The following is a 24,781-nucleotide window of genomic DNA, read 5'->3' as shown; positions in this document are numbered from 1 at the left end:
AAAGCTGGCGAGAGTTCAGTAAATATTTTCTGTGTTATCTGAGTATTCGTTATTTCACCAATAATGGTGTTTCCGAGTGAGGATTCTCCTGGATACTACTCAGACTAGAACTAATATGGGAGCGGATAGCGCGTTCATAAACCCCAGTCTGCTGAGTGCGTACCCCTACAGCTTGATATATTAAGTTAACATCTGGGAATTCAGACCAATACATTAAAAAAATGTCTTTAGCTGGAGTAATAATTTCATAATTATTCTCTTGTCTTTTCTTCCTGAGCTTACAATTATTTAGTTGCAATTTTTGTCTGAATAGTTTTTCAAATTCTGAAATTAAATCTGAAGTAGTTTTCATGGTTTATACACGTTAAAACGTGTTAATGATGCAAAGACTATCTTGTGATACTACTGAGTATGACACTTCAGATACCTCTTACAATATAGTGTATCAGTTATCCGGTATTTGAGGATTTCAAGTTTATCTTTGCGTACTCCTTTGGTGATTTTGCTATGTGCGTAGCGTCTTTAAGAGTTGCGGTACTAGCATCCTGTATAAGTTAAGTACAACAGCTAAATCATAGCTTTGGGGGCATTCACTACCTACAGGCTACAGCCTGGGACTTCAAGACCCTCTGCAAAGCTGATTAATTCCAAGTAATCTGGATTTTCCAGCAACTTTTTGGCTGCTAGCAATCCGGCGATGCTCCAAGTTTGATAAATTCTAGCTTCTTTACCAATCAAACGACCATTGTTGCCATCGTAGTATTCCGGAAATTGATCCTTAAATAAACGCCTTTCGGCAATGGCTATAGCTGCTTGAGCAAGTTCTGTTCGACCTGCTTTCATTGCCGCAGCGGTAAATAACCACAGTAAAACGGGCCAGTTACCGCCGTTGTGATAAGACCAAGCCCTGTTCTTAGAGTCACATCCTGTAACAATTCTCCACTCTAAACCATCCATTGCTGGAAAGCAGATTTTAACAGGCATATAGCCGATCAAGTCTTGCCAACGTTGGGCAAATAAATTCATAATGCTTTGAGATTCTTTTTCACTGGCTAAGGAAGCTAAGATTGACATCAGATTTCCCAGAGCAAAAAAGCGAAAATCTATCCGTCCCGGCCCCAAATTTCCCGCTAGATATCCTCCAGTTTCGGGCAACCACTCGGTCAACCAACTGGGAATTGATTCTGAGTTGATGTTGAATTTATTAACAATTTCTTTACCAAATTCGTTATCTTTGTAACGATAAATTTCCCCCAATCGCTTCAGGTCTAGCCAGTAATAGTTGCGGATATGATATTTCAAAGATCCCAATCGCCTATTGACTTTGCCAAGGTAGCTATCGCCATCCCCATCTGGTAAAAGCAATTCACTAGCGGCCCTGAGAGACGCATAGAATAACACCTGAATTTCTAGAGGATGTTCGTAGACTCCCATGCGACGGTCAATCATAAACGCGCCATCGGGAACTAACATTGTTGGATACATGGAAAAGCGATGTACCAAGCAAAGATCCAAAATTAACTTGATTCCTGCTTGAAAATCTGGCTGACGCGCTAGAGTCAAATCGCCTGTAGCTTTTTCATAGGCGCGTAGCAAGAGAATCCACCACATACAGGAATCAATTGGGGGAACACGAGCGATCGCTAGTTCACCAAAATCAGCGACCAAAAATTCCTCATTCCCATTAGAATGTACTTTGAAACTTGCAGGCATTAATCCCGCTCCTGGTTCAAAGCAGTCTATCTGCTTTTCATGACTTTGTAATTTCAGTGTTTCTACTAAGAAGTTACGCACAATCTCTGCTTTGCCGTACATGAGAAACACCAATGCAGAGGGGACAAAATCGCGGAGGAAGCACTGGTCATAATTGAGTGCATCTGACTCCGGATCGTGGGCGGCTACAGTCCCAATGGGTTTTCCCTGGTAATAAATTATCGACTCTTCCAACAATTCCCAGGCTTCTGCTTCCAGCAGACTGTTCTTATCGATCGCGCTAGTCATGGGCGTTTAATTCCACTAATGGTATGTATCGGCTCAATTGTGGAAAGTACGCAAGCCTTACCTCAAGCTGACCAGCTTTCTCGGAAGTCAGCATAGAGAGTCAATCCACCATCTACAAATAGGGTTTGTCCGGTGATGTAGGCGGCTTCATCCGAAGCTAAAAAAGCTACTGCGGCTGCCATCTCCTCACAGGTGCCAGCACGCCCCATTGGGATGTGACTTTCCACGATCGCCTTTTTTTCGGGGTCATCTATCCAGGCTTGATTTATTGGCGTGACTGTTGCTCCGGGGCCAATGGCGTTGACACGAATACCTCGGCTGGCATATTCCAATGCCAAGCTTTTGGTCAGGTTTTCCATACCGCCTTTGCTAATGGAATAACTGATATACATCGGTCGCGGAATAATTTCGTGAACGCTGGAAATATTAATAATCACCCCCGGACGATTAAGAGACAAGAGGTGTTTAATAGTTTCACGGGCGCAGAGATAAGCACCCCGGAGATTGACTGCAATTACCCGGTCAAATTCTGCTGTAGTAACTTCGTGGGATGGACTTTCTGTTTGAATGCCAGCATTGTTGACTAGAATATCTAAACTGCCAAATTCCTTTACTACGGTGTTGACCATCTCAACAATGTCTGATTCTTGGGAGACATCTCCCTGAATCAGTAGCGACTTCACACCACAATTTTCGATATTTCCGCAGGCTTTTTGCAATGCCATCTCTTCTGTATCTGCCGCAGCTTCAGGGCTTTTGCGGTAGTTGATAGCGATGTTGCACCCTTCTTGAGCGAGTCTGATAGCGATCGCTTGACCAATACCTGAAGTTGCACCTGTAATTAAAGCATTCTTTCCTTTTAAGCCTATCATATTTCCTCCCTAAGCTGCCCTTGCTTGAATTTGCACTCAGTCAAACAATTTTGGATTTTAAATTATTTTTTCAACATCCCAAGTTGGCACTGTCAACCCCCCAGAGATGGAATTCAAAATTAAAAATAGGTCTTTCCTGATTTTGAATTTCTGATAGTATTTGACGAAATCTCTGCTACAGATCAATTAGTAGGGGCGTACAGATGTCATTGGTGTCAACTTAACGTGAAAGCCAGTCTAAAACAAGGTTTTAAAGATTATCTCTTACCTCGTTCCCAGTCTCCGACTGGGAATGCCCGTCGTTGGGGCTGCCGCCTCTCTTGCTGGCGGCAGAGCCGCTTTTGAGTAGCATTTCCAGCCTCTTGCTGGAAACGAGGTCTAGCTTAAGTTGACACCAATGTACAGATGTAAGTCCCTACAGTTGAAAATGGTATTAGTCCCTAGCGCAAATTCGCTGGCACATTTTCAGGAACTACCCAGTAATAAATAGTTTTGCCCTCTACATTCAGCGTTTGCTGTGGTTTCCAATCGCCCATATCGAAGGCGTGGGAGACAATGCGAGTACCTGGTTTGAGTTCACTCAATAGCTTGGGACGGAGTTTGGCGTTGACTTCGGGCAGTAAGTAAAGTGTAACTACTGTTGCTTCACTAAAGTCAGTGGTGAACAAATCTTGCTGGACAAACTTCACGCGATCAGTTACCCCTGCCTTTTGGGCATTTTCATTAGCTTCTTGGATGCGTTCGGGATTAATATCTATGCCGACACCGCGCGTACCAAACTTTTGTGCCGCAGTATTGACAATTCTCCCATCACCACTACCAAGGTCGTAAAGCACATCATTCTTACCCACTTTTGCCACTTGCAACATTGCATCTACCACTGGCTGTGGTGTAGGTACATAAGGAACATCGCCAGGGCGTTCTTGTGGTTGAGTTGTGGGAGTTGTAGCAGCTGGTGTTTCGGTTTCGGTCTGACCAGTCAAAGTAGAAGGTTGTGTCCCGGCTTCTAAGTCTGTCCCTTGCGGTGTACACCCAGCAATTCCCAAGCTGGTAATACTAACCCCTGTAACCATTAGAAACAGAATTTTTTTGAAGTTCATGAATTTTCTCCTTGATTGAGTAGCTTGTGGTCAGTAGTTAGTAAAACAACTGATAGTCGTAAAATTTTGAATTGCTTTGGGTTGCACAATCCAAAATCCAAAATTGTATTAAGTCTTACGTTGGCGATAGTTATTCCAGAACAACACGGGGATACCTGCTGCTACAGCTAAAACACCTGCGACTGCTCCCACACCTGTATAAACCAAGCTGGAATAAAGCAGGTAACCGCAGACGGCACAAAAGAGTAATGGTGTGAAAGGGTAAAATGGCACACGGAATGGACGCACTATGTGGGGTTCACGGATTCGCAATACCAGCAGTGATATGCCGGAAAGCATGAAGAAAAACCAAAATATTGGGGCGGTGTAATCCACCATTGTTTCAAAGCCTTTGCGGGTGAGCGTGCCTAAAAAAACCAGTGCTAAGGCGATCGCAGCTTGCAACAATAAGGCATGAGTAGGACTGCTTGGACGTTGTTGCCAGCGTCCCATAAAACCAAATAGCGAAAAATCCTGTCCCAGAGCGAAATTAGTACGTGCTCCGGTAAAGATTGTGGCGTTGGTTGCTCCCAAAGTGGCGATCGCAATCAGTATGCTGATGAATAAGGCTCCCGGTTCGCCCCAAAGAGAGCGCATTAAATCTGCGGCTACTGCTTCTGACTGGGCCATGTTTGTTAATCCCAGTCCCCGCAGGTAAGCCAGATTGATCAGTAAGTAAATGGCAGTGATGATGCCAATACTCCACATTAGCGATCGCACTATATTACGTCGTCCATCTTGAATTTCTGCCGAGATGTAAGCGGCTTCATTCCAACCGCCGTAGGAAAGCAGCACAAACACCATCGCTAGCCCCCACGTTCCTGATGATGCAGATTCTACAGGGGCGGCAGTAGCAGAATTAGGAATGGCGGTAAGCCCAAGAATTACTACCAGCAACAAACCCAGAACTTTCGCAGCACTCAGCAAATTTTGCGTCCACTTACCCTGTTGTAAACCGATGATGTTCAAAGCAGTTAAAAGTGCGATCGCTATGGCTGCATAAATAGAAGACGAAAACGTTCCTAGCCGCCATATCTGAGAAACATAATCGCCAAAAACAAATGCCAACAGGGCAATAGAACCAGTTTGAATTACTGTCATTCGCGCCCAGGCAAATAAAAAGGCAACTCCCCGCCCGAATGCACGCTTCAAATAATAATAAACACCTCCAACATCGGGATAGACAGTCGCCAACTCTGCATAGCAAAGCGCTCCTACCAGAGATACCACACCACCAATTAGCCAAAAAAGCAGTACGGCAAAATCACTACCTGCTTGATTTGCCACTAAAGCCGGGGTTTGAAAAATCCCCGCCCCGATGACAATACCGACAATCAAAGCTACTGCATCTGGTAATGTCAGCGATGGCTTGGGTGCTGCTACTTGATCTGTTGTTGTCTGCTGAAGCAAACTGTAGTCTTTACGTCTACTCACATTACTCCCTTATTAGTGTTGAGTGGGGACTCGCCGCTTTGTTTCATCTTTTTTTGCACTGTTTTACCTAATATCTCTATAGTTCAAAACAAATGTGACTCAAAAATGACAATCATCAGTGATATGTCTTCAAACGGTAATATCCATCTCGCCACGTTCAGATCAATCTCCCTAGAGCGATCGCTTCAATTTCTCTTGCTAGACAACATCTATGCTTGTCAGAACAATGGCAATTTAATCTGAAACAAGGAACCATGTCCCAGTTCGCTGTTAATTCCCCAATGTCCACCTTCTACCTCCGATTTTTATCAGAAGTATTTACATTGTTAGTTTGTATGAATTCTGGTAATAGGCTAGAAAATATTACTAAATAAAACGTCTTCCGTGAGTGGGATTTATAGTAATCTAAAGAATGATTGACTAATAGCGGGTAATCGTGCTTTGCTTTATCAAGCAGCTAGAGACAGCGATCGCTTAAAACTTCAGACTCAGTAGGAGTGCACAGATGTACGCCCCTACTAAATAATTCAGAATTGAGCAACCTTTTAGTGGGGAGATTCACTTATCACCACTTTCTTATTGACCACTAAATAAACATGTTAATTGAGGACTTCAACCCCTTGATTTATGAGCTTTTTCGTTCAGAAACATTCTCAATTCTGGCTTATAACTTCTGAATTATTTATTGATAAAAATCTTTTGTTAGCCTTAATGTTTTAATATCTGCTACTGGGAAAAAGTAGAATATCTATTAATTCGCCCATGATCAAACCCAATACGGCTAGAACTGTTAAAATCCAAAATGAATCTAGCTTATTGAAACCAGCAAAACGCATTTCCAAATCAGCTAAAAGCGTAGTTGCTAGGGGTATGAGAAAAAGCCTTAATAATAACGACCAAGTTGCTACTAAAGCAATTGATATACTTAAAAATAATATAACAACTAAGGTTTGAGATCCAAATTCAACTAAACGCTCTAACCAAGAAATACTTTTCCGTACTACAGCTATAACCATAGCAGCTACAAAAGCTCCTACCAACCAAATAATATGATGAGCAGCAAGATACCATCCCAGGAGAGTGTAAGCCAACCATAGTAATACTAAAGGCATCAAAGGAATCCTGTTAAAAAATTCCACATTCATACTGCCAAAGCTTATAAAAATACCGAGTTGATAGTTGATATCTTAATTATAGTCAAACTTGTTAACACCCCAATTTCTAAATATACTAACTTTGCTCAGGATATTCCTCTATCTACAGAACAGATTTAAGGACATCCTCTTTGGTCGTGACAATATATAGATTCGGGAATCTGAGCCTTAGATGCCTATAAGGTCTATAGCAACAACAGCTTGTTAACTTGTAAATTTTATACCTAGTAATCTAATCTAACTTGGTTTGATGCGATCGCTTGTAGCTTAAAGATCAGACAATCAAACTTATCCCGCAATTAGAATATATTAATTATACGTATATTAATTCAAAAAATAGTTATATTTAAAACATGCCTTTGCTATTTTAAGAACAAGAGTACTAGATTTGGAAATACTAGGATGTATAAGCAAATTGATTTTGACTCTCAGCTATTTGCCATGAAATTTAATAAAGAGGTGGTTACAATTCACTGTGTACAACTTTGACAACTGTCCACAATACTGTTGCATGTCTCAAGCTCATGGTAATATTATTTTACTGTCAGGAGATATTATTTTATACATTAAATTGTAACCATGCTGAAACAGCTAGTTAGGTGTGCTACCTCCAAAAAACAAAAAATTATTCAACCCACCCAGAAAATCAACAAAAGCACCAAGGTGCAAAGCACAGAGCTTTTGAAAGTCTGCTTATATAAGATACTAAAGAGCTAAAAAAGCCCTTTTTTAGGAACCATTACAGCCAGCTAAGAAGGCATAAAACCCTCATAAAATGGCAAAAAATTAGACAAGAGTAAATAGACAATTTTTGACGCGATGTCAATTGCTTTTTGTATATGTAAAAATATGCAAAAAGCTAAATTTCTGTTGCCAATAAAAAATTGAAATTGTGTGTTTTATTTTGATATTGATAGTCTTTGTACTTAGTTACCCATATATCAAAGTCCTATTTGATGGGTGAAAACTTAAGCTACCTTCGACCAAATGAGGCAAACACTTAAATTGAACAAACGATTTAAGACTGCTAAATCAATCCTGATTTAGCAACGACTGGATTATTAACAACGTAAGCAGGAGTAACAGGAAAAACATGAATATCATTGTTCGTTTGTTTGGAGCGATCGTTCTTCAAATATCTGCGTTCGCTGCGATGTCTAGTATGGCAATGTCTGACGACAAGCCCTTACGTGTCTATACCCAGGAAACTCCTGCTGTTTCTGAAGGGAAAACAACACAGAGGATTTGCTCGTTAGATCCGATTGAGGATTTATTACCTCCACCACAAACCAAGGCAAGTAATACTTTGCTTTCTTACCTTGCTGAACAGGGTTTTACACAGAATCAAGAAGGCTCTTGGGTGTGTTATGCGAACGATCCTAAAAAAGAAGGGCGTTACTTTACCCTCTTTAAGGTTAAACAAGTTGATGGCAGGCTCATAGCAAGTTCTTTCCTAGATGAGGGCAATCTGATTCAGGGACAGGAAAATCGTAGTTTGGACTTCTTTATGATGCTGATTAAGCGTCATATGAATACTAGTCAAGAAAACCGTCAAGGTATACGTAGGTATTTAGAAGCCTTTGTTTCCTTAGTAAAGGAAGGGAAGATCAAACCCACACGTCGTGGGTTTCTTTTCGACCAACCAAACCGGGCATTGGTCTTATATCACACACTCTCATCAGGAAATCTTAAAGGTACCGGAATCACGATCAACATTTATTTACCTAAGAGTTGAACTTGTGACTGGGGAGTTGGGAATGAATTTTCTCCCAATCCCCAATCCATATTGACCAAGGAGAGGAACGCTGTTTACAGACTCGATGAGTCTGCCCTATCGTTGCGACTCGTTGAATTTATAGAGCTATTAATATCGACCCTACGGACTGAAACTAGGGACGTGAACAACTAATGAAATTGCTGTCATTTAGTGGAGGTGCATCTTGCCTAAATCAATCGTTCAAAGAATTGCGATGCCGAAAGGGGTTCGCTTTGCGACCATCTTATTCTCATCTGTTGCAGTAGTACTCACTACGTGTCAGTCTGCTTTTGCACAGCTCAATATTGGACGCTATGGTATTCAACAAGGACTGGAGTATGAGTATCTCCAGTACCAAATCAATAACCAGAATCTGAGCCAGATGCGAGTTATTCCTGCATGTGATGTGGGATTTGGTCTGACCTGCAATAAAACTGGATCGGTAATCCAGCGATTACTAGATTTAAACGGTGGGACTAGCTATCAAAACCTCCTGATACGAGCAGCTGGTGGGGAGAAAAACTTCCAGAATTTCGCTAGCTTTTACGGTAACAATCCCAATCTCTCTGCGGTGCCTTTCGCCTCATTTTGGAGAAACGGATCGGCTGCAATCATGGATGAATCTCAATACCTTCTTGGACAACGTTTTGGTCGCAACCCAGTAGAAGGACTCGGACTTGTAACCAAGCAGTTCTACTGGTCACCATACTCAGAAGCCAATAAATCGGTCAGTCTGCGTAATGGATTACTAGACTTAAAATTGTCATATGGACGATTGCTCTTTGAGGAAGCCTCAAAAATTTCCAACATTAAGGAGCAGATTAAGTCTCTGGGTCTGTCGCCAGAGATGACAAATTTTTATTTAGATAAAATCTCAACAGGCCTGGATGCGTTGAGTTCTGGAGATCGGAACCAACTCCAACAGAGGATTTTTGAAGTACTATCCTTTCCATACTCCGAAGATGGTGGGGAACTCGGACGCCCCAATAACGCAATTCCACAGGAATTTAGTCAGCTCTTGGGAGAAGATGTCCCAGGAGATATGTTGCTGAGTGGTAATCCGGTAGCGTTGGACGCAGAAGCAATAAGTTTCGATACTTTTCCTGGCTCTGTAGGAGATGTTTTGGTACAAGACCGTCCTGATTTTGATCTACTCTGGCCAATAGTCGGAGTTGGGGTTCTTGGTTTAGTTCTGCTTCTACTACTGGATGGCGATAGTTCTTCATCTCAAGCATCTGTTCCTCCGACAGATACACCTACACCTACACCTTTGTCTCTCACCAGCAAAGGCGAATGCGATCTGACTCCTAGTGGTAATGGTTCTGATCACACACAGATTATTGAGATTCCGTGTAATCTTACTCCTAAAACTCCTACGGAAGTAAAGAAGGTAGTGGAGCCATCAATGATCAAAGCGCTTGTATTGCTAATTGTTCTACTATGTATAGTTCGTTACAAACATCGGTCTTTAAAAATTCGTAATGACGCTCGAATACTCGCTAACGCTACGCTAACGTAATTCTTACAGCAGCTTTCATTTATTTCAGGGCTTACGGAACTGGCACATATATTTTCTGTTATGGGAACCAAGAACGGAGCCGGAGACGCTCCGCTCTGGACAACCTTTACTAAGAAATAAATATGACGCTTGTGTAAGTCTTAGTATTGTTAACGAGACTGTTGTGACGAAAGTTGTGTTAGCGTTCGCGGAGCGTCTCGTAGAGAAGCTTACCGTTCGCGTAGCGTTCCCAAGGAAAGGTTTCGCCTGTTAATCTGCGGCCAATTCACTACATTCCACCAATTATTTAAATACTCAGCCCGACGGTTGCGATATTTTAGGTAATAAGCATGTTCCCATAGATCATTACCCATAATCGGATATAATCCGTCGGTAATCGGGTTATCCTGATTTGCTGTGGTCACAATCTGGAGTTGATTTTGAGGATTGCGTACTAGCCAAACCCAGCCACTACCGAAACGAGCGGCACCTGCTGCGTTAAACTGTTTTTTAAAGGCATCAAAACTGCCAAAAGTTTGGTTAATTTCTTGAGCGATCGCTCCGGATGGTTGTCCACCACCTTCGGGACTCATAAGTTGCCAAAAAATTGTGTGGTTGAGGTGACCACCACCGTTATTACGTACCTTTGTCCGAATATTTTCAGGTACGCTGTTCAAATCTACTAGTAAAGCTTCAACACTTCTTTTTTGTAAATCTGGATACTGCTTCAATGCATCATTTAAGTTATTGACGTAGCTAGCGTGGTGTGCATCATGATGCAATTTCATCGTTTCAGCATCAATAGCTTTTCCTAGCGCTCCATAAGCATAAGGCAATGGTGGTAGCTGTGCGGGAGAAGCACTAAGTGACCTATTAGGATAAGCTACAGGAGGAAATGACCTAGCAGCCGTTGGTGTTGGTGTTGGTGTAGAAGATTGCGCCTCAGCTATTAGTACTGGTTCATAAGAAATTACCAGAATTGTTAGCAAAATTGTTGTCAAGAAAAAGACTATCCTTTCTCGCCAAACCCTTATCATAAATTGTATCCTCTAAATCAATAATATTTGGCTTGTAATCTGTTCATGTACTGTTGTTTTGCAGCCCAATCAAGCCAAATATATTTTACCTTAGCTGTCAAGTAATTCGAGCAAAAATACTCAATATAAGAGAATTAATCACTGCCAATGCTTGGGGTCATTTACACGCACTTCAAAAGCCCCATATTCAGTGAAAACCCTCTACTAGATAAGCTCCCAATGCAAAAATAATTCATTCAAAAGTTTTGTAATAAATATAGCTTAAAAGTAATATAGCTTTAATGTCTAAAAGTTTTAGATAATATTTTTCCATATATTCTAACATAAAAGTATCTAGTTTTAAGGACATTCTGTAATTTATTCCCTAGGGTATATAACTTAAAATGACAAGCAAAACTCTTGACAGATATAGCTGAAGTTTTATTTTGCTAAACCTATAATTAAAACCTTGTAAACATTAAAAATTGAATTACTGACAAATGTGTAGTGATTTTGAGTTAATTAAAATACAGAACATTGAAAAAGTCATAATCAATACACTCTCCACTAGAGGCTCTTGCTAGCTTGCCTCTTTGCAAGGGTAGGTAGACTCGCTACCACTCGATATCAGTGGTGACCAATGATAGCGATACGAGAAAACGAATCTACACCCCTAGCTAGCGGAAAGCAAGTTAGCAAGAGTATCTCGTAGAGGTGTCTTGAAGAACACTAAATCAAAGATTTAGTGGAGGTGTGAAAATGCTTTTGTATTCAGGTGTTCGCAGACTTGCTACCCCTATTCAAATTTTGATTCATGCCCAATCTTGACTCTTGAAGTAGGAATTATTTATGGATAAACCTAATCCATAAGTTCATTATTTTCCAATAATTGTTGATATCTACATCTAGAATATAGACGATTTTTAGATTTGACATAATCAATGTAAAATCAAATCTTATTTCTAAAATTTTGCTAAATTACTTTCTAAAAAAATGTCTATATATTCCAAAGTCAAGAGTGCTATCAGCCTAAATTGTATGAAACCCTAATAGGTCGGAACTTTTTTCAAATATTTAGTTAGTTACCCCGCTATCACCAATCAAGACACTAAAGACATATAGCAAAAGGTAAATAATATGTATCACGATCAAATGTTGCCAAAAACTATAGCAGCCAATAGTAATTTACATCAAGTAATTGTGAGTGAGGCACAAAAGAATCAATCACAAACGCATGAATTAACTATTACTGATATAGCAATATCTTTATCTCCTGTTGGTTTTATAATTAGTTGGATAGCCTTTTTCGTAATTTTGCGAAAAATCCGGGCGCTTTTAGATGATAAAATGGTGTTTTCCATTAAAGGTATACAGAAACTTCCCTGTAAAAACTGTCGTTTTTATTCCAATAACCATTATCTAAAATGTGCTGTAAACCCTTCTATTGTTCTCACGGAAGAAGCAGTTAATTGCTCTGAATACTCACCTGGCAAGAAAAATTTTCCTTCAAAAAGTCCCTTTGACTAGGAATAATAATTATCAATCTGATGCCCTAAAGTTTTGTACTCTCCCGTATGTGGGCTTAGTGGTCGCATCTCTCATTTTGCCTCTGCTAGATCATAATTTTTCTGCCATTATTCTGAGATGTTTGGTTTCATCCTCTTTAGAATTTGCCAACAGTCTCATAGAATTCGCGGCTACACAAACAGGAGCTACACCTCCGTAAGCTAAGAAAAAATAAAGCTTTTGTAACCCGCGTGGTGCGCGTTGGCGTTGGCGTTGGCGAAGCCTCTCTTCGAGAAGCCTCTCGAAGAGAAGCGTCTCGCAGAGAAGCACAGCACAAGCGCGATAGGCGGGTTTTGCCTGTATAGACGCGGTTTCTAACCGCCTTTTTTAAGGTTAAGTTGGCTCGAACCCTCATTAATGAGTGGTTGAACTCCGTAAAAATTACTTGTTTAGCAAACCCCAAAGGAAGAAATAGGTATTCTTGCAATGCGATAAGAGTAGATCATAGACTAGCGATCGCATCGGCAACTAGCCCAGAAACAAAGGGCAAAATAGCCTGACTTTTAGCTTGGGCTTTGCCTTCAGTAAATACCACTAAGAGGTAAGGACGCTGTTCTGGTAACTCAATATACGCGGCATCATGGCGAACTTGACTTGTCCAACCTGCCTTTGACCAAATTTGAGCATTTTCAGTCAGTCCACTACCTAAAAAACCTGTCACCTGATTTTCCTCAGTATCAGTGGGCAAATCGTTGAGAGTCCGTTTGAGCAAAGCCATCATTGCTTGCGATCGCACACTGGAAACCGCCACTCCACCGACAATACTATGCAGTAACCTAGCGATCGCATTGGTTGTTACCATATTACGATTTTCCAGTAACTCTCCCACAAACGCCCGTTCCCGTCCATAGGGGCCATCACCCCAAGTTTTTTGGCAGACGTTAATCGTCTCCATTTCTTCCCAACCCAAAGATTGGTAATAGCGGTTAACAATATTACGCTGATATTTCCAGGTTTCAAAGGGCCCGGTTGGTAATTCTGGCCCTGAGGTGGTACCGCTCAAAATATCCACAACCAAGCTGGTAGCATCATTACTAGAATCAACAATCATATCTCGCAAGGCTCGCTCCAACTCCTTGGAGGTTTGACTCATGCCTTTTTCTAGCCATTCATTTACCGCCACCAAGTAAAATAGCTTGACTACACTGGCGGGATAAATCCGCTCAACACCGCGATAAGTAAAACCACGGACTGGGTGATCCCAAAAAGCCTTGGGAGTCAACGCCCCACCAGTATTTACTAGCACTGGTGGATCGTAAACCACCCAAGTCAAAGCAATTTGATTTCGGGCTAAAGTCGGAAATGCTGCCCAAGTTGCATCTAAAATGCCATTACCAAGATTTTCGAGTTGTTCGTCTTTATTAAAAAAAATCATTCTCTAAATAATGTCCTTTAATCTAAAATCCAAAATCCAAAATCCAAAATCAGGGGAGTATGAGTGTTTGGCTGACCTGAATGTATATGATTCTCCTGAATGTACACGCTTGGCAACTCAAGCCGCATCTGGGCGGCATTTGTGGGTAACATCAAATCATCAAAATTCAGCGGTTGAGGTGTATTTATGTGAAGATGACTATCCGGGATGGGTATCCTTTTCAGATTTTGATTCATTACAATCTGCTACTGTACATTATCAGGCTGCAACATTTTCTGAATCTGAGATTCAAAAATTGCTAGCAGAGGTCATCGCCTTTACCCAAAAAGCGATGCAACAATCCAATTATTACCTTTGGGGTGGTACGGTTGGGCCAAATTATGACTGTTCGGGGTTGATGCAGGCGGCATTTGCTTCTGTGGGTATTTGGTTACCTAGAGATGCCTATCAACAAGAAGGATTCACTCAACCAGTTACTATTGCAGAATTAACAGCCGGGGATCTAGTATTTTTTGGAACTAGCCAAAAAGCAACTCATGTCGCGCTTTATTTGGCGGATGGTTATTACATTCATAGTTCTGGGAAAGATCAGGGACGGGATGGGATTGGGATTGATATTCTCTCGGAACAGGGAGATGCTGTTAGTCAGTCCTACTATCAGCAGCTGCGGGGTGCTGGTAGAGTTATCAAGAGTTACGAACCACAGAGACGCTGAGGGCGCACAGGTATATGAGGAGTGAGAAGGTTTATCAAGGGTTGAGTGAAGAGAATGGGGCGATTTCAGCTATTGTCCCAGATGTTTCGGTGGTGGTGCCGATACATGACGAGGTGGAAAGTTTGCCACTTTTACTAGAAGCGATCGCATCTACTTTTTCTTCTAGTCAGGTAAATTATGAAATCATCTGTGTAGATGATGGTTCTACAGATGGTTCCGGGGATTTTCTTAAGAAAGAAGCGCAAATCCGCACTGATTTAAAGGCGGTGATTTTGCGTCGCAACTACGGACAAACTGCGGCGATGGCTGCTGGGTTTTACTATGCAGTCGGGAAAGCGATTGTTACTTTAGATGCTGATCTCCAGAATGACCCAGCTGATATCCCCATATTATTAGCAAAGCTGGATGAGGGTTACGATTTGGTGAGCGGTTGGCGGCAAAAACGCCAAGATGGTGCCGTAAATCGGTTACTCCCTTCCAAAATTGCCAATTGGCTAATTCGCCGTACTACTAGCGTCAATATTCATGACTATGGCTGTTCGTTGAAAGCCTATCGTGCAGAATTGTTGGCAGATATGAACCTCTACGGCGAACTACACCGTTTTTTACCAGCTTTGGCGTACATCGAAGGAGCTAGAATTACCGAAATACCCGTGCGTCATCACGCCCGTCGCTTTGGTCGTAGTAAATATGGGATTTGGCGGACATTCAGGGTGTTGATGGATTTGTTAACAATTCTGTTTATGAAAAAATTCCTCACCCGTCCAATGCACGTTTTTGGGCTGTTGGGATTGATTTCAATGGTTTCGGGAACAGGGATTGGAATTTACTTGACTTTCGTCAAATTGGCTTTAGGTGAGATGATTGGCAATCGCCCTTTGCTAATTTTGGCAGTTCTCCTTCTGGTAACTGGAGTACAGTTGTTTTGCTTTGGCCTTTTGGCAGAATTACTCATGCGTACATACCATGAATCCCAAGGGCGGCCTATCTATCGCGTGCGAGAAGTAGTAGCAAAAAAGGTTAAGTAACGTAACAATAGTAATGATTAGTCATTAGTCATTGGTCATTGGTCATTAGTAAATAGTTAAGAGTAAATACTTGGTTGACTCTATACAAATGACAAAAAACTCATTAAGTTGCATCTACCTTGAAAGCATTTAATACCTTTGATACCGAACTGCGGCGCAACCTGCTGATTTTATTTACAGCAGGTTTATTATTCTGGTCAAGCATGTCTTCGCTTTTACCAACGCTACCGCTTTATATCGATGATGTGGGCGCAAGTAAGCAAGAAATTGGGATTGTGATGGGCAGTTTCGCCATTGGGTTATTGCTATCTCGCCCGACGCTGGGACGGTTAGCCGATGAACGTGGTCGAAAAATTACCTTGTTGATTGGTACGATAGTAGCTGCGATCGCACCCTTTGGTTACTTGGCAACCCAATCAATTGGGCTATTGATCTTGGTGCGAATTTTTCACGGCATTAGCATTGCCGCTTTTACCACTGGCTACAGTGCCTTAATCGCAGATTTAGCTCCCACCGAAACTCGTGGTGAAATCATTGGTTACATGAGTCTGACAACTCCCCTTGGTTTAGCAATTGGTCCTGCCTTGGGAGGGTATATAGAAGCTACTAGTGGTTACGGGATATTATTTCTGTTATCCGCTGAATTGGGTTTTGTCGCTCTCTTGGGGATTGTACAAGTCACGAATCCGCCAGTGCAGGCGCGTGAGCAAACTGAGGAAAAGGATGTCTACGACGGGCTACGCCTACGCAACTTCTGGCAAATTTTAGCTAGTCCACAGGTGAAAATTCCAACGATAGTTATGTTGTTGGTTGGTTTGTCTCTCGGTGCTGTACATACTTTTGTTTCATTATTCCTCAAATCCACTGATGTAGACTTCAATGGCGGGCTGTTTTTTACAGCTGCGGCAATTTCTAGTTTTTGTATTAGAGTGTTTGCTGGGAAGGCAAGCGATCGCTTTGGTCGTGGTTTATTTATCACCTTTGGTATTTTTTGCTATGTTTTAGCGTTAATACTGCTGTGGCAGGCTGACAGTGCGATGTTTTTCTTACTGGCTGCGATCGTTGAAGGTGCTGGTGGTGGTACACTCATCTCGATGATGATCACAATGATGGCAGACCGCTCACAGCCACAAGAACGGGGTCAAATTTTTGCTATATGTGTAGCTGGGCTTGACCTGGGAATTGCGATCGCTGCTCCTCTTCTGGGTACCATCGCAGAACTTGTAGGTTACCGCGATATGTTTGGCTATGGTGCTGCGATCACTTCTGTTGCACTTGTCGTCTTCCTCACCCAGTCGAGCAAAGACCTATCCAACTCCCTGCGCTTTGCATTAGGTCGCGCTCCTGATGCTTATGCCTTGAACAATTTAAAAGTTAGGAGTGAGGAAATTTAATTCCTCACTCCTAACTTTTAACTCTTAGCCTTGTAAAACGGGCGAGGAGGGATTCGAACCCCCGACACCGTGGTCCGTAGCCACGTGCTCTAGTCCACTGAGCTACACGCCCTCACCGACAATCTATATTAACACTTCTAATTAAATGACGCAAGAGAATTTTCCATCTAATTTTGCCAACTTAACCCATTTAGATCCCCAAGGACAGGCGCAGATGGTAGATGTGTCTGATAAAGCACCTACTATCCGCCAAGCAGTAGCCGCTGCCAATGTGCGGATGTTGCCAGCTACCTTCGCTGCCATTCAAGCCGGAAATGTCCCAAAAGGGGATGTGTTGGCAACTGCAAGATTGGCTGGGATTATGGCAGCCAAGCAAACAGCCAGTTTAATTCCTCTGTGTCATCCCTTGCCTTTGCAAAAAATTGCAGTCGAGATTATACCCGCTCCGCAACTACCAGGTTATCAAATTCAAGCCACAGTCAAAACCAAAGCTGAAACTGGTGTAGAGATGGAAGCCTTAACTGCCGTTTCTGTGGCTGCCCTGACTTTATACGATATGGCAAAGGCTTTAGAAAAGTCGATTCAAATTGAATCAATTCGTTTAATCAGTAAGAGTGGCGGGAAATCAGGAGATTATTCCCCGCCAGAGCAATAAGCTACTGTATCCCACCTATAGCTTTGTTGAGATCGGTTGGGCTTTCAAACTCTTCATCTTCTGGCAGTTTCTCTAACAGAGATATAATCCCCTTATCTGCTCCTTGCTTTTTAGCGTGCTTGATCAAATCTTGCTTATTCGCGGGATAGTCAACACCTTTCAAGTGCTTTTGTATTTCAACTGGGTTTGCCTTAGCCATTTTCATCCCCTCTAAAGGTTCTTTCCATCTTCACAAGTGGATGTATTTGCTCCCTCTATCAAAAAGATGAATCATTTTTAACTGAGAAAGATCAAAAGGTCATCCACCAGGTTGATGAATTATCTTTGGGGAATGGGACATTGGAGAAGTTCTAGTAGTCCAATAGCAACCACTGCCCCAAAAACCTTAGAATGAATAGGGTGTATTTAAATCTGTAACAAATATTTATGCCTCCTCGTTGGCCTCGCAAACCCGATCGCAAAGACCCTGATTACCGCAAGATCGATGACCGGATGAATTTTGCTGTGCATGTGGCGATCGCTGCTACTATTAATTCTGGCTTGTGGTTTTTCCACATTTTGAAAGGCACTACCTGGGAGTGGCTGCCGTGGGTAACTGCAAGTTGGACAGGAATAGTGTTGGTGCATCTAATTTATATTAGTGCGATCGCCAACTACACCGAAACTCCACCAAAATCCACCTGAAGACGGACTGCTGATGCTGGGGCGATTGTAACCTGTGGTAGTAGAATCAGCTTGTTAAGTGAGCGATAATGTAAAAAAGCCTGAGATTTTACGCTCTTTCTTAATATAGGGTTATTTTTATGGCTAAAACTAACACCACAGAACTACTAGAAGCCCTAGCAGCTGAAATTGGCGAAAGCGTCTACATAGACGTTGCGAAATGGCATCTTTATTTATCTAATGCCAAACTCCATACAGTTGTTGCCGAGCAACTGTATCCCTTAATTACTTCCAATGCTGTAAATGAAGACCGAGTTTTAGAAGTATTGGGATCGATTCCAGTGAAAATTGGCGGCGGTAGACGCGAAGTTCCTTTAATCGATTTACTACCCCTGCAATGCCAAGTCACCTTAGTAGATATTTTGGAGAAATATCAACGCGAAATCTAATCGCTAAAAGCAAGATTATTTGAATTAAACAATTTTCTCGGTCAGCATTGCCTAATTCGATTTGAGATGCTGAATTGAGGATTTGTTCGGTGTTTCAATTTTATAAAAATAAAAACCACAGATACACACAGATGAATCTTTTTCAATTTATGTGTGCATCAGCGGTAAAAATTTCCTTTAACAATTAAGGAATCTCAGCCTTATAAATCGGTTGAGATATGAGTGAGTTGATATTAAGACTCTCTCACAACTTTCATGCAAACTTATTGGAGCAATTTACATGCTTTTACAAGTCAAAGATAGTGGCGAATTGGTAAAAATTGTTGAAATTCAGGAATTACTTGACCCGAATACTGATGTTGTTCATGCAAAAGACCAAGAAGGTCAAGAAGAACAGCAATCAGATACTTTTAAAAAAGAAAATCTCGTTTTTCCTTCAGGTGAAGTTCTACCACGCTGTTGGTTAGATGCTGACTATAGACACGACAACGCTTAATTGATTTTAGAATTAGGTAATTGGTAATGGAAGTAAACTGATTATCCATTATCAATTTACCTAACAAGAGCAACAAGCTGTAGGGGCGCACAGCCATGCGCCCCTACTATTATGTTCCAGATGATGATGCAGCATTTTCTGCTACCGTCGCCGTTTCATTCTGCTGAGACTTCGGGAAAAATGCCTTAGCAATCCAGTCAGTTAAAACGTGAGATAGTAATCCTAAAGGCCCAGCAAACAAACACAAAGACAGGGAATGAATTGTCCAAATACCTGTTTTTTGCCCTTCCCAATAAATCCAGCGGCCGACGAATAAATCCATCACTAAAAAATGAATCCAACCCGTTGCAGCAGCCGTTTCATCTGCAAAAAATCGCGCAATATCAGCTAATTGTGGATTCGATAAAGCTTGGGCATTTTCTGGCGTAATGCTATTGACAAACAAATACAAATATGATCCAGCTAACACCACAAAAGGCAAATATGATGACATTATCTGCCGTGTAACTTTCCAATTTGGCAATAAAATCATCAATGCCCAAAAAGGTAAAACGAAAAGATTTGCGACGTTAAATAGTTGAGATATCGTCATAATTTTGTCAATTGAAAGATTTTCAGTTATTGTTGTTTTCTGCTTTGAATTAACTAGTTATTCATAACTCGTAACTTTCAGCATATAGATTCCCAACTTCTTAAAAAAGTCGGGGTTCTGGGTATACTTATAAAGCTACAAGTTGTGATTCAATTTCTGAAGACTTTAAATCACGACCGATGAAAACTAAGCGGGTTTGCCTGATCTCTTCTGGTTTCCAGGGGCGATCGTAAAATTTATCAAATCGGGTTCCCACGCCTTGCATCACTAGGCGCATGGATTTATTTGGCACTGCCACAAAGCCTTTAATCCGGTAAATTTCTTGTTGTTGTGCTAATTTTTCTAACTGCTGTTGCAGCTTTTCTGGGTCGAAGGTACGATCCAAAATTACATGAGTTGAGGTAATCTCTTCATCGTGATTGTGGTCTTCTTCGGTATCGTGATGACTGGGACGAGAATCTAAATTGTCTTCCACTGCGGCTTGAAATCCTAATAATATAGATGCGTCTAGTTGAGAAAGATCGCTCTCAACAATCTTCACCACTCTGGGCAACTCTTGCTTAATCAATTCCTCAACTCTGGCTTTTGTCTCGGCATCTACCAAATCGATTTTATTCAACACCACCAAGTCTGCACAAGCAAGTTGGTCTTCAAACAGTTCTTGCAAAGGTGTTTCGTGTTCTAGATTATCATCTGCTTGTCGCTGGGCTGCGATCGCTTCTGGATCACTAGCAAATGTCCCCGCTGCTACCGCTGCACAATCTACCACGGTAATTACAGCATCCACAGTGGCGGCGTTGCGAATTTCTTGCCAGCGAAAAGCCTTTATCAGCGGTTTTGGTAAGGCTAAACCAGAGGTTTCAATCAAAATGCAGTCGATGCTATCTCGCCGCTTGATTAACTCTTGCATTGTTGGGTAAAACTCTTCCTGCACGGTGCAGCATAAGCAGCCGTTGGTTAATTCAAATATATTAGTGTCGCCCTCACCATCTTCTGGGCAAATTTGACAGGATTTTAACAATTCGCCATCAATACCGAGTTCGCCAAATTCATTGACTAAAACGGCAATGCGGCGTCCTTGGTTGTTTTGTAGCAAGTGGCGAATTAGGCTGGTTTTTCCACTACCTAAGAAGCCTGTAATTACTGTGACAGGAATTTTTGTTGCCATTATTTAATTAATTGTGCCTGTTTATATTTTCCCTGATCGCTGACTAGATTAGGAATTAGGGTTTATATATTCTGTAGATAGAAATTAGTAAGATTACCGCAAATGAATTCTGCTAAAACTATTAAGCTATTGATAAAACAAGCAAAATATGCTGAAAACATAAGAAACTACCAGGAGGCAGAAATCCTTTGGCGATCGGTAATCAAACAAAAACCTGATCATGTTCTAGCTTATGTGAGATTGGCAAAGCTATTATCTTATCAGAATAAAACAGAAGCAGCGTTAACAGTTTATCAACAAGCCCTCCTTATCGAGCCTAGCGTTCAGATATACACTGATTTAGGAGTGTGGTTGTTAGATATACAAAAACTAGAAGACGCGATCGCTGCATTTCGTCAAGTAATTGCTCTTGAACCCAATGGGGATAATGAATATATATACAGAATGTTAGCTACAGCACTCATACAGCAGGGGAAACTAGATGAAGCTTTAGCTATTTGCCATCAAGTAATTGAACTTAATTATCACCTTCAAACCTGTTTAATTACTGGTCAAGCAATATATGACAAGCAGGGATTTTTCTCTGTGATGAATGCTTTTAGCCAATTCGCTGCTAAAGTTCAGCCGAAGCCGATATCTGGTCTTTACTACGGACTAAGTAATTATATATTATTTCACTACAGCGATAGAAACGATGAAGCGATCGCTGCTTTTCAAGAAGCACTTAGACTGAATCCTGGTCATCAATACGCAGCACAAGCTCTTAACAAGTTACAACATAAGAGCCATGATCGCTAACAACAGTAGGGGCAACATCCCCGCGATCGCCTGATTTTATTCAGGTGAACCCAGGGAGGTTGCCCCTAGATTTACAAAATTTTACTTAATAAAGTTTACTCAGCAGTTGCGAGTTCAGTACTACCGCGTGTACGACGCCGTGTGAGGCTATTGTAAAGCATTACACCAATCGCCTTGATCAAATTGCCTTCCAATTCCTGGAACATCTTCATGTTCGTGCCAAAGGCGGCGTTAGCTTCCTCAACGATGCGATCGGTTGTAGCATCATCAAGGGGTAATTGATCCAAATTTTGCCGATATTTCGCTTTAAATGCCTTCTCATCAGGAATTTCTGGAAACTCATAAAAGGCTGTTCCTTGCCCATCAGACAAATTCATCGCCGTTACAGCAATGTTTTTGAGAATTTGTCCCCCGGATAAGTCACCCAAGTAACGAGTATATGAATGAGCGATTAATAGTTCCGGTTCTGTGGCAGATATTTCTCGGATGCGCTTTACGTAAGCTTCGCCTGCGGGAGATAGTTTGATTTGCTCTCTCCAGTTAGCACCAAAATAATAACTTAGGTCTTGCTCTAAGGTATACTTGCGATTTAGCTGGGGAAAGTTAATTTTAGAAAGAATTGGATGCTGGCTATGCTTTTCCATTTCCTCTTCCATCGCTGAGTAGACGAAGTAGAAGTTAGCAACTAGTTTCCGGTAAGAGTTTTTCTCGACTACTCCTCTTAAAAAGCACTTGACAAAACCTACATTTTCTGCCATTGTGTGGGCTTTCTTAGTGCCTACACGTAATTTGGTTGCTAAATTGCTGCTCATGCTAAATTTCTCAACTTTAAAAAGTTAACTGCCGGAGTTTTAATTCACTAACGGCTAAAAAAGCCATTAAAACGTTACCTTAAAACTATTTGATGAGAATTTATATTAAAATTTTTTAAGTTGCGAGGATTTTGTAGTTTTTTACACAGTAACGAGGCTCATGGAATATAACTTTAGATTCCGGTATTTTGATTTTTCGTTGTTATTAGCTAAATTTCGCCTTCCTTCTCAGCTTTACTGAAAACATTTTTATAAAACAAAGGTAATATTTCTTACAGCTTATTCTTGGTGAGTAACATTGCAAAGTGTGAACTAATACAGATAATCAAGACTAAGGTTGAGGGCATAAAAGGAATAATTAGCTAAAATGTGGACACTTTACTGATAACGTAAAAACCAATATTGACTTCATGAAATATTTACAATCAAAGAGGCATAAGTTCAGTATTATTACGTAAGCATTGCTTGATCTAGAATGAATTTCTCAAGAGAAAAAGCATGTCGAAATTGCTGAATAAAGTCTTAAGTGTTATTTTTCGGTGTGATTGTGTGGAGTGTTTAAACATATGGTTTCATCTATAACTCGGACACCGGGAATTCCTGGGGGTTCTGCTTCTGAAGTTGATGCATTGGGCAAAGGGATTGAAAGCAGTTTTGGGCTGAATTTAATTCCACTACCAGCAAATGCCTTATTTGGCACAGATGGGATTCGCGGACGAGTCGGAGAATTACTGAGTGCGCCCCTAGCATTGCAAGTTGGTTTTTGGACGGGGATTATTTTACGTAACCATGCTACTCAAATAGGGCCAGTCATTCTTGGACAGGACTCCAGAAACTCCAGTGATATGCTGGCAATGGCTTTGAGTGCAGGTTTAACAGCAGCAGGATTAGAGGTTTGGTATTTGGGATTATGTCCCACTCCTTGCGTTGCCTATCTCACCAGCATCAGTGATGCCATCGGCGGAGTGATGATTTCTGCCAGCCACAATCCCCCAGAAGACAATGGAATTAAGGTTTTTGGTGCCAATGGTGGGAAGTTACCGCAAATATTGCAGGCAGAAATTGAAGCCGGACTGCGTGGCAAGATATCACCTATTGCTAGAGTCAGTAATTGCGGACGGCATTACTCACGTTTTGAGTTAGTGGGGGATTATAGCGAGGCGTTGAAAAAACCCTTGAACGGTGCCCTCAATCTTCAGGGAATGAAGATTGTTTTAGACTTGGCGTGGGGTGCAGCAGTTGGGTTAGCACCATCAGTATTTACAGAAATGGGGGCAGAGGTAATCTGCTTGCATAACGAAGCAGATGGCGATCGCATTAATGTCAACTGCGGTTCCACCCACCTAGATATTCTTGCGGCTACAGTACAAGAACACAACGCCGACATCGGCTTTGCCTTCGATGGCGATGCCGATCGCGTCTTAGCAGTAGACAATACTGGCAGACAAGTTAACGGCGATTACATCCTCTACTTGTGGGGACGGCATTTACAACAAAACCAACAACTGCCAGACAACCTGATTGTATCTACAGTCATGGCCAACTTAGGTTTTGAGAAAGCTTGGCAGCAAATTGGTGGTAACTTAATTCGCACCGCAGTCGGTGACCAATATGTCCAAGCCGAAATGCAGCGGACTGGGGGAATGTTAGGCGGTGAACAATCAGGTCATATTCTTTGCCGTCATTATGCTGTGACTGGAGATGGCTTGTTAACAGCATTACATATAGCAGCTTTGGTGAAAGAGGCGGGTGTTTCCCTGGGTGAATTAGTAGATCAAAGCTTCCAGACCTACCCGCAACTCTTGCGGAACGTGCGAGTTGTAGATCGCGATCGCCGTTTGGGATGGCAAGATTGCCAACCTGTGCAACAAGCGATCGCTCTTGCTGAAGCTGCAATGGGTGATTCCGGCAGAATTTTGGTTCGCGCCTCTGGTACAGAACCAGTAATTAGAGTAATGGTAGAAGCCGCCAACGCCGAACTTACCAACTACTGGACAAATGAATTAGTTTCAAAAGTCCAACAGCATTTGATGGATTAAATTAGCTATTATCTCAGCTTTTTACAAGTGCCAATTTTACGTCACAGCTTCTACAAATTAACTAGCCTTAGTTATCTGTAGAAGCTGTGACATTTGTCTTTGTATTGTTAAATCGTGTTCGACTAATTCCTTGTTAACAAAACTCACCGCGTCAGTATGAT

General features: G+C 41.6%; 25 protein-coding genes and 1 tRNA gene. 13 read left to right on the top strand and 13 right to left on the bottom strand.

Going from position 1 to position 24,781, the window contains the following annotated elements; genetic code table 11:
* Nucleotides 1-49: 49 nt before the first annotated feature.
* From ACEYW6_RS04770 to ACEYW6_RS04750, 5 genes are all read right to left on the bottom strand, one after another.
* Nucleotides 50-352 carry a hypothetical protein gene (locus tag ACEYW6_RS04770; RefSeq protein ID WP_412978815.1) on the bottom strand — a complete coding sequence of 101 codons (303 nt, stop codon included), beginning with the start codon at nt 350-352 and terminating at the stop codon, nt 50-52.
* Between the two features lie 245 nt (nt 353-597).
* The gene (locus tag ACEYW6_RS04765; protein WP_412978814.1) at nt 598-2,001 is read right to left on the bottom strand and encodes a glycoside hydrolase 100 family protein; all 1,404 of its coding nucleotides are present in this window, start codon (nt 1,999-2,001) and stop codon (nt 598-600) included.
* Nucleotides 2,002-2,063: 62 nt separating this feature from the next.
* Nucleotides 2,064-2,873, bottom strand: a complete 810-nt coding sequence (locus ACEYW6_RS04760; RefSeq protein WP_412978813.1) for a glucose 1-dehydrogenase — start codon at nt 2,871-2,873, stop codon at nt 2,064-2,066.
* Nucleotides 2,874-3,313: 440 nt separating this feature from the next.
* A complete protein-coding gene (locus ACEYW6_RS04755) occupies nt 3,314-3,973 on the bottom strand; it encodes a class I SAM-dependent methyltransferase (RefSeq protein ID WP_190893090.1) in 660 nt (219 codons plus the stop codon).
* A gap of 108 nt (nt 3,974-4,081) precedes the next feature.
* Complete coding sequence (locus ACEYW6_RS04750) at nt 4,082-5,446, bottom strand: APC family permease (RefSeq protein WP_412978812.1); 1,365 nt, start codon at nt 5,444-5,446, stop codon at nt 4,082-4,084.
* Between the two features lie 105 nt (nt 5,447-5,551).
* Between ACEYW6_RS04750 and ACEYW6_RS04745 the strand changes: the two genes are divergently transcribed.
* Nucleotides 5,552-5,689 carry a hypothetical protein gene (locus ACEYW6_RS04745; RefSeq protein ID WP_190893094.1) on the top strand — a complete coding sequence of 46 codons (138 nt, stop codon included), beginning with the start codon at nt 5,552-5,554 and terminating at the stop codon, nt 5,687-5,689.
* A 473-nt stretch (nt 5,690-6,162) separates the two neighbouring features.
* On the opposite strand, the gene ACEYW6_RS04740 is transcribed toward ACEYW6_RS04745, so the two are convergent.
* Nucleotides 6,163-6,591, bottom strand: a complete 429-nt coding sequence (locus ACEYW6_RS04740) for a hypothetical protein (protein WP_196510624.1) — start codon at nt 6,589-6,591, stop codon at nt 6,163-6,165.
* A 1,102-nt stretch (nt 6,592-7,693) separates the two neighbouring features.
* Here ACEYW6_RS04740 and ACEYW6_RS04735 point away from each other — a divergent pair.
* Complete coding sequence (locus ACEYW6_RS04735) at nt 7,694-8,335, top strand: hypothetical protein (RefSeq protein WP_190893098.1); 642 nt, start codon at nt 7,694-7,696, stop codon at nt 8,333-8,335.
* Between the two features lie 205 nt (nt 8,336-8,540).
* Nucleotides 8,541-9,875: a hypothetical protein gene (locus tag ACEYW6_RS04730; protein ID WP_412978811.1), complete on the top strand. Its 1,335-nt coding sequence runs from the start codon at nt 8,541-8,543 to the stop codon at nt 9,873-9,875.
* Between the two features lie 209 nt (nt 9,876-10,084).
* Here ACEYW6_RS04730 and ACEYW6_RS04725 read toward each other — a convergent pair whose 3' ends face one another.
* Nucleotides 10,085-10,891, bottom strand: coding sequence for a superoxide dismutase (locus ACEYW6_RS04725; RefSeq protein WP_412978810.1), 807 nt, complete (start codon nt 10,889-10,891; stop codon nt 10,085-10,087).
* Between the two features lie 1,116 nt (nt 10,892-12,007).
* Between ACEYW6_RS04725 and ACEYW6_RS04720 the strand changes: the two genes are divergently transcribed.
* Nucleotides 12,008-12,397 carry a hypothetical protein gene (locus ACEYW6_RS04720; RefSeq protein ID WP_412978809.1) on the top strand — a complete coding sequence of 130 codons (390 nt, stop codon included), beginning with the start codon at nt 12,008-12,010 and terminating at the stop codon, nt 12,395-12,397.
* A 481-nt stretch (nt 12,398-12,878) separates the two neighbouring features.
* Here ACEYW6_RS04720 and ACEYW6_RS04715 read toward each other — a convergent pair whose 3' ends face one another.
* Nucleotides 12,879-13,811, bottom strand: a complete 933-nt coding sequence (locus tag ACEYW6_RS04715) for a serine hydrolase (RefSeq protein WP_412978808.1) — start codon at nt 13,809-13,811, stop codon at nt 12,879-12,881.
* A gap of 10 nt (nt 13,812-13,821) precedes the next feature.
* Between ACEYW6_RS04715 and ACEYW6_RS04710 the strand changes: the two genes are divergently transcribed.
* The 3 genes from ACEYW6_RS04710 (at nt 13,822) to ACEYW6_RS04700 (ending at nt 16,948) form a co-directional block, all read left to right on the top strand.
* Complete coding sequence (locus ACEYW6_RS04710) at nt 13,822-14,526, top strand: C40 family peptidase (RefSeq protein ID WP_190893105.1); 705 nt, start codon at nt 13,822-13,824, stop codon at nt 14,524-14,526.
* A 14-nt stretch (nt 14,527-14,540) separates the two neighbouring features.
* Nucleotides 14,541-15,554: a glycosyltransferase family 2 protein gene (locus tag ACEYW6_RS04705; RefSeq protein WP_412978807.1), complete on the top strand. Its 1,014-nt coding sequence runs from the start codon at nt 14,541-14,543 to the stop codon at nt 15,552-15,554.
* 119 nt (nt 15,555-15,673) lie between these two features.
* The gene (locus ACEYW6_RS04700) at nt 15,674-16,948 is read left to right on the top strand and encodes an MFS transporter (protein ID WP_412978806.1); all 1,275 of its coding nucleotides are present in this window, start codon (nt 15,674-15,676) and stop codon (nt 16,946-16,948) included.
* Nucleotides 16,949-16,986: 38 nt separating this feature from the next.
* Here ACEYW6_RS04700 and ACEYW6_RS04695 read toward each other — a convergent pair.
* Nucleotides 16,987-17,060, bottom strand: a tRNA-Arg gene (locus ACEYW6_RS04695).
* Between the two features lie 33 nt (nt 17,061-17,093).
* Here ACEYW6_RS04695 and moaC point away from each other — a divergent pair.
* Nucleotides 17,094-17,603, top strand: coding sequence for a cyclic pyranopterin monophosphate synthase MoaC (gene moaC, locus ACEYW6_RS04690; protein ID WP_412978805.1), 510 nt, complete (start codon nt 17,094-17,096; stop codon nt 17,601-17,603).
* A 1-nt stretch (nt 17,604) separates the two neighbouring features.
* On the opposite strand, the gene ACEYW6_RS04685 is transcribed toward moaC, so the two are convergent.
* Nucleotides 17,605-17,802 carry a DUF2795 domain-containing protein gene (locus ACEYW6_RS04685; RefSeq protein ID WP_190893109.1) on the bottom strand — a complete coding sequence of 66 codons (198 nt, stop codon included), beginning with the start codon at nt 17,800-17,802 and terminating at the stop codon, nt 17,605-17,607.
* 227 nt (nt 17,803-18,029) lie between these two features.
* On the opposite strand from ACEYW6_RS04685, the gene ACEYW6_RS04680 reads away from it, so the two are divergent.
* The 3 genes from ACEYW6_RS04680 (at nt 18,030) to ACEYW6_RS04670 (ending at nt 19,211) form a co-directional block, all read left to right on the top strand.
* Complete coding sequence (locus ACEYW6_RS04680; protein WP_190893110.1) at nt 18,030-18,287, top strand: hypothetical protein; 258 nt, start codon at nt 18,030-18,032, stop codon at nt 18,285-18,287.
* 119 nt (nt 18,288-18,406) lie between these two features.
* Nucleotides 18,407-18,715 (top strand): DUF3181 family protein, encoded by a 309-nt coding sequence (locus ACEYW6_RS04675; RefSeq protein ID WP_190893111.1) that lies wholly within the window; start codon nt 18,407-18,409, stop codon nt 18,713-18,715.
* A gap of 280 nt (nt 18,716-18,995) precedes the next feature.
* Nucleotides 18,996-19,211 (top strand): acetyltransferase, encoded by a 216-nt coding sequence (locus ACEYW6_RS04670; protein ID WP_190893112.1) that lies wholly within the window; start codon nt 18,996-18,998, stop codon nt 19,209-19,211.
* 109 nt (nt 19,212-19,320) lie between these two features.
* On the opposite strand, the gene ACEYW6_RS04665 is transcribed toward ACEYW6_RS04670, so the two are convergent.
* Nucleotides 19,321-19,803, bottom strand: a complete 483-nt coding sequence (locus ACEYW6_RS04665) for an ABA4-like family protein (RefSeq protein WP_412978804.1) — start codon at nt 19,801-19,803, stop codon at nt 19,321-19,323.
* 127 nt (nt 19,804-19,930) lie between these two features.
* On the bottom strand, nt 19,931-20,971 hold the full coding sequence (cobW, locus tag ACEYW6_RS04660) for a cobalamin biosynthesis protein CobW (RefSeq protein ID WP_412978803.1): 1,041 nt from the start codon (nt 20,969-20,971) through the stop codon (nt 19,931-19,933).
* A gap of 102 nt (nt 20,972-21,073) precedes the next feature.
* Here cobW and ACEYW6_RS04655 point away from each other — a divergent pair, with 102 nt between their 5' ends.
* Nucleotides 21,074-21,769, top strand: coding sequence for a tetratricopeptide repeat protein (locus ACEYW6_RS04655; protein ID WP_412978802.1), 696 nt, complete (start codon nt 21,074-21,076; stop codon nt 21,767-21,769).
* Nucleotides 21,770-21,864: 95 nt separating this feature from the next.
* Here the strand turns inward: ACEYW6_RS04655 and ACEYW6_RS04650 are convergent, their stop codons facing one another.
* A complete protein-coding gene (locus tag ACEYW6_RS04650; RefSeq protein ID WP_412978801.1) occupies nt 21,865-22,581 on the bottom strand; it encodes a heme oxygenase (biliverdin-producing) in 717 nt (238 codons plus the stop codon).
* Between the two features lie 566 nt (nt 22,582-23,147).
* Between ACEYW6_RS04650 and glmM the strand changes: the two genes are divergently transcribed.
* Nucleotides 23,148-24,620, top strand: a complete 1,473-nt coding sequence (gene glmM / locus ACEYW6_RS04645) for a phosphoglucosamine mutase (protein ID WP_412978800.1) — start codon at nt 23,148-23,150, stop codon at nt 24,618-24,620.
* Nucleotides 24,621-24,781 lie beyond the last annotated feature (161 nt).

It is taken from the genome of Nostoc sp. UIC 10607 (assembly GCF_047228265.1).
Classification (GTDB): domain Bacteria; phylum Cyanobacteriota; class Cyanobacteriia; order Cyanobacteriales; family Nostocaceae; genus Nostoc; species Nostoc foliaceum_A.
This window is presented reverse-complemented; position numbering and strand designations above follow the sequence as displayed.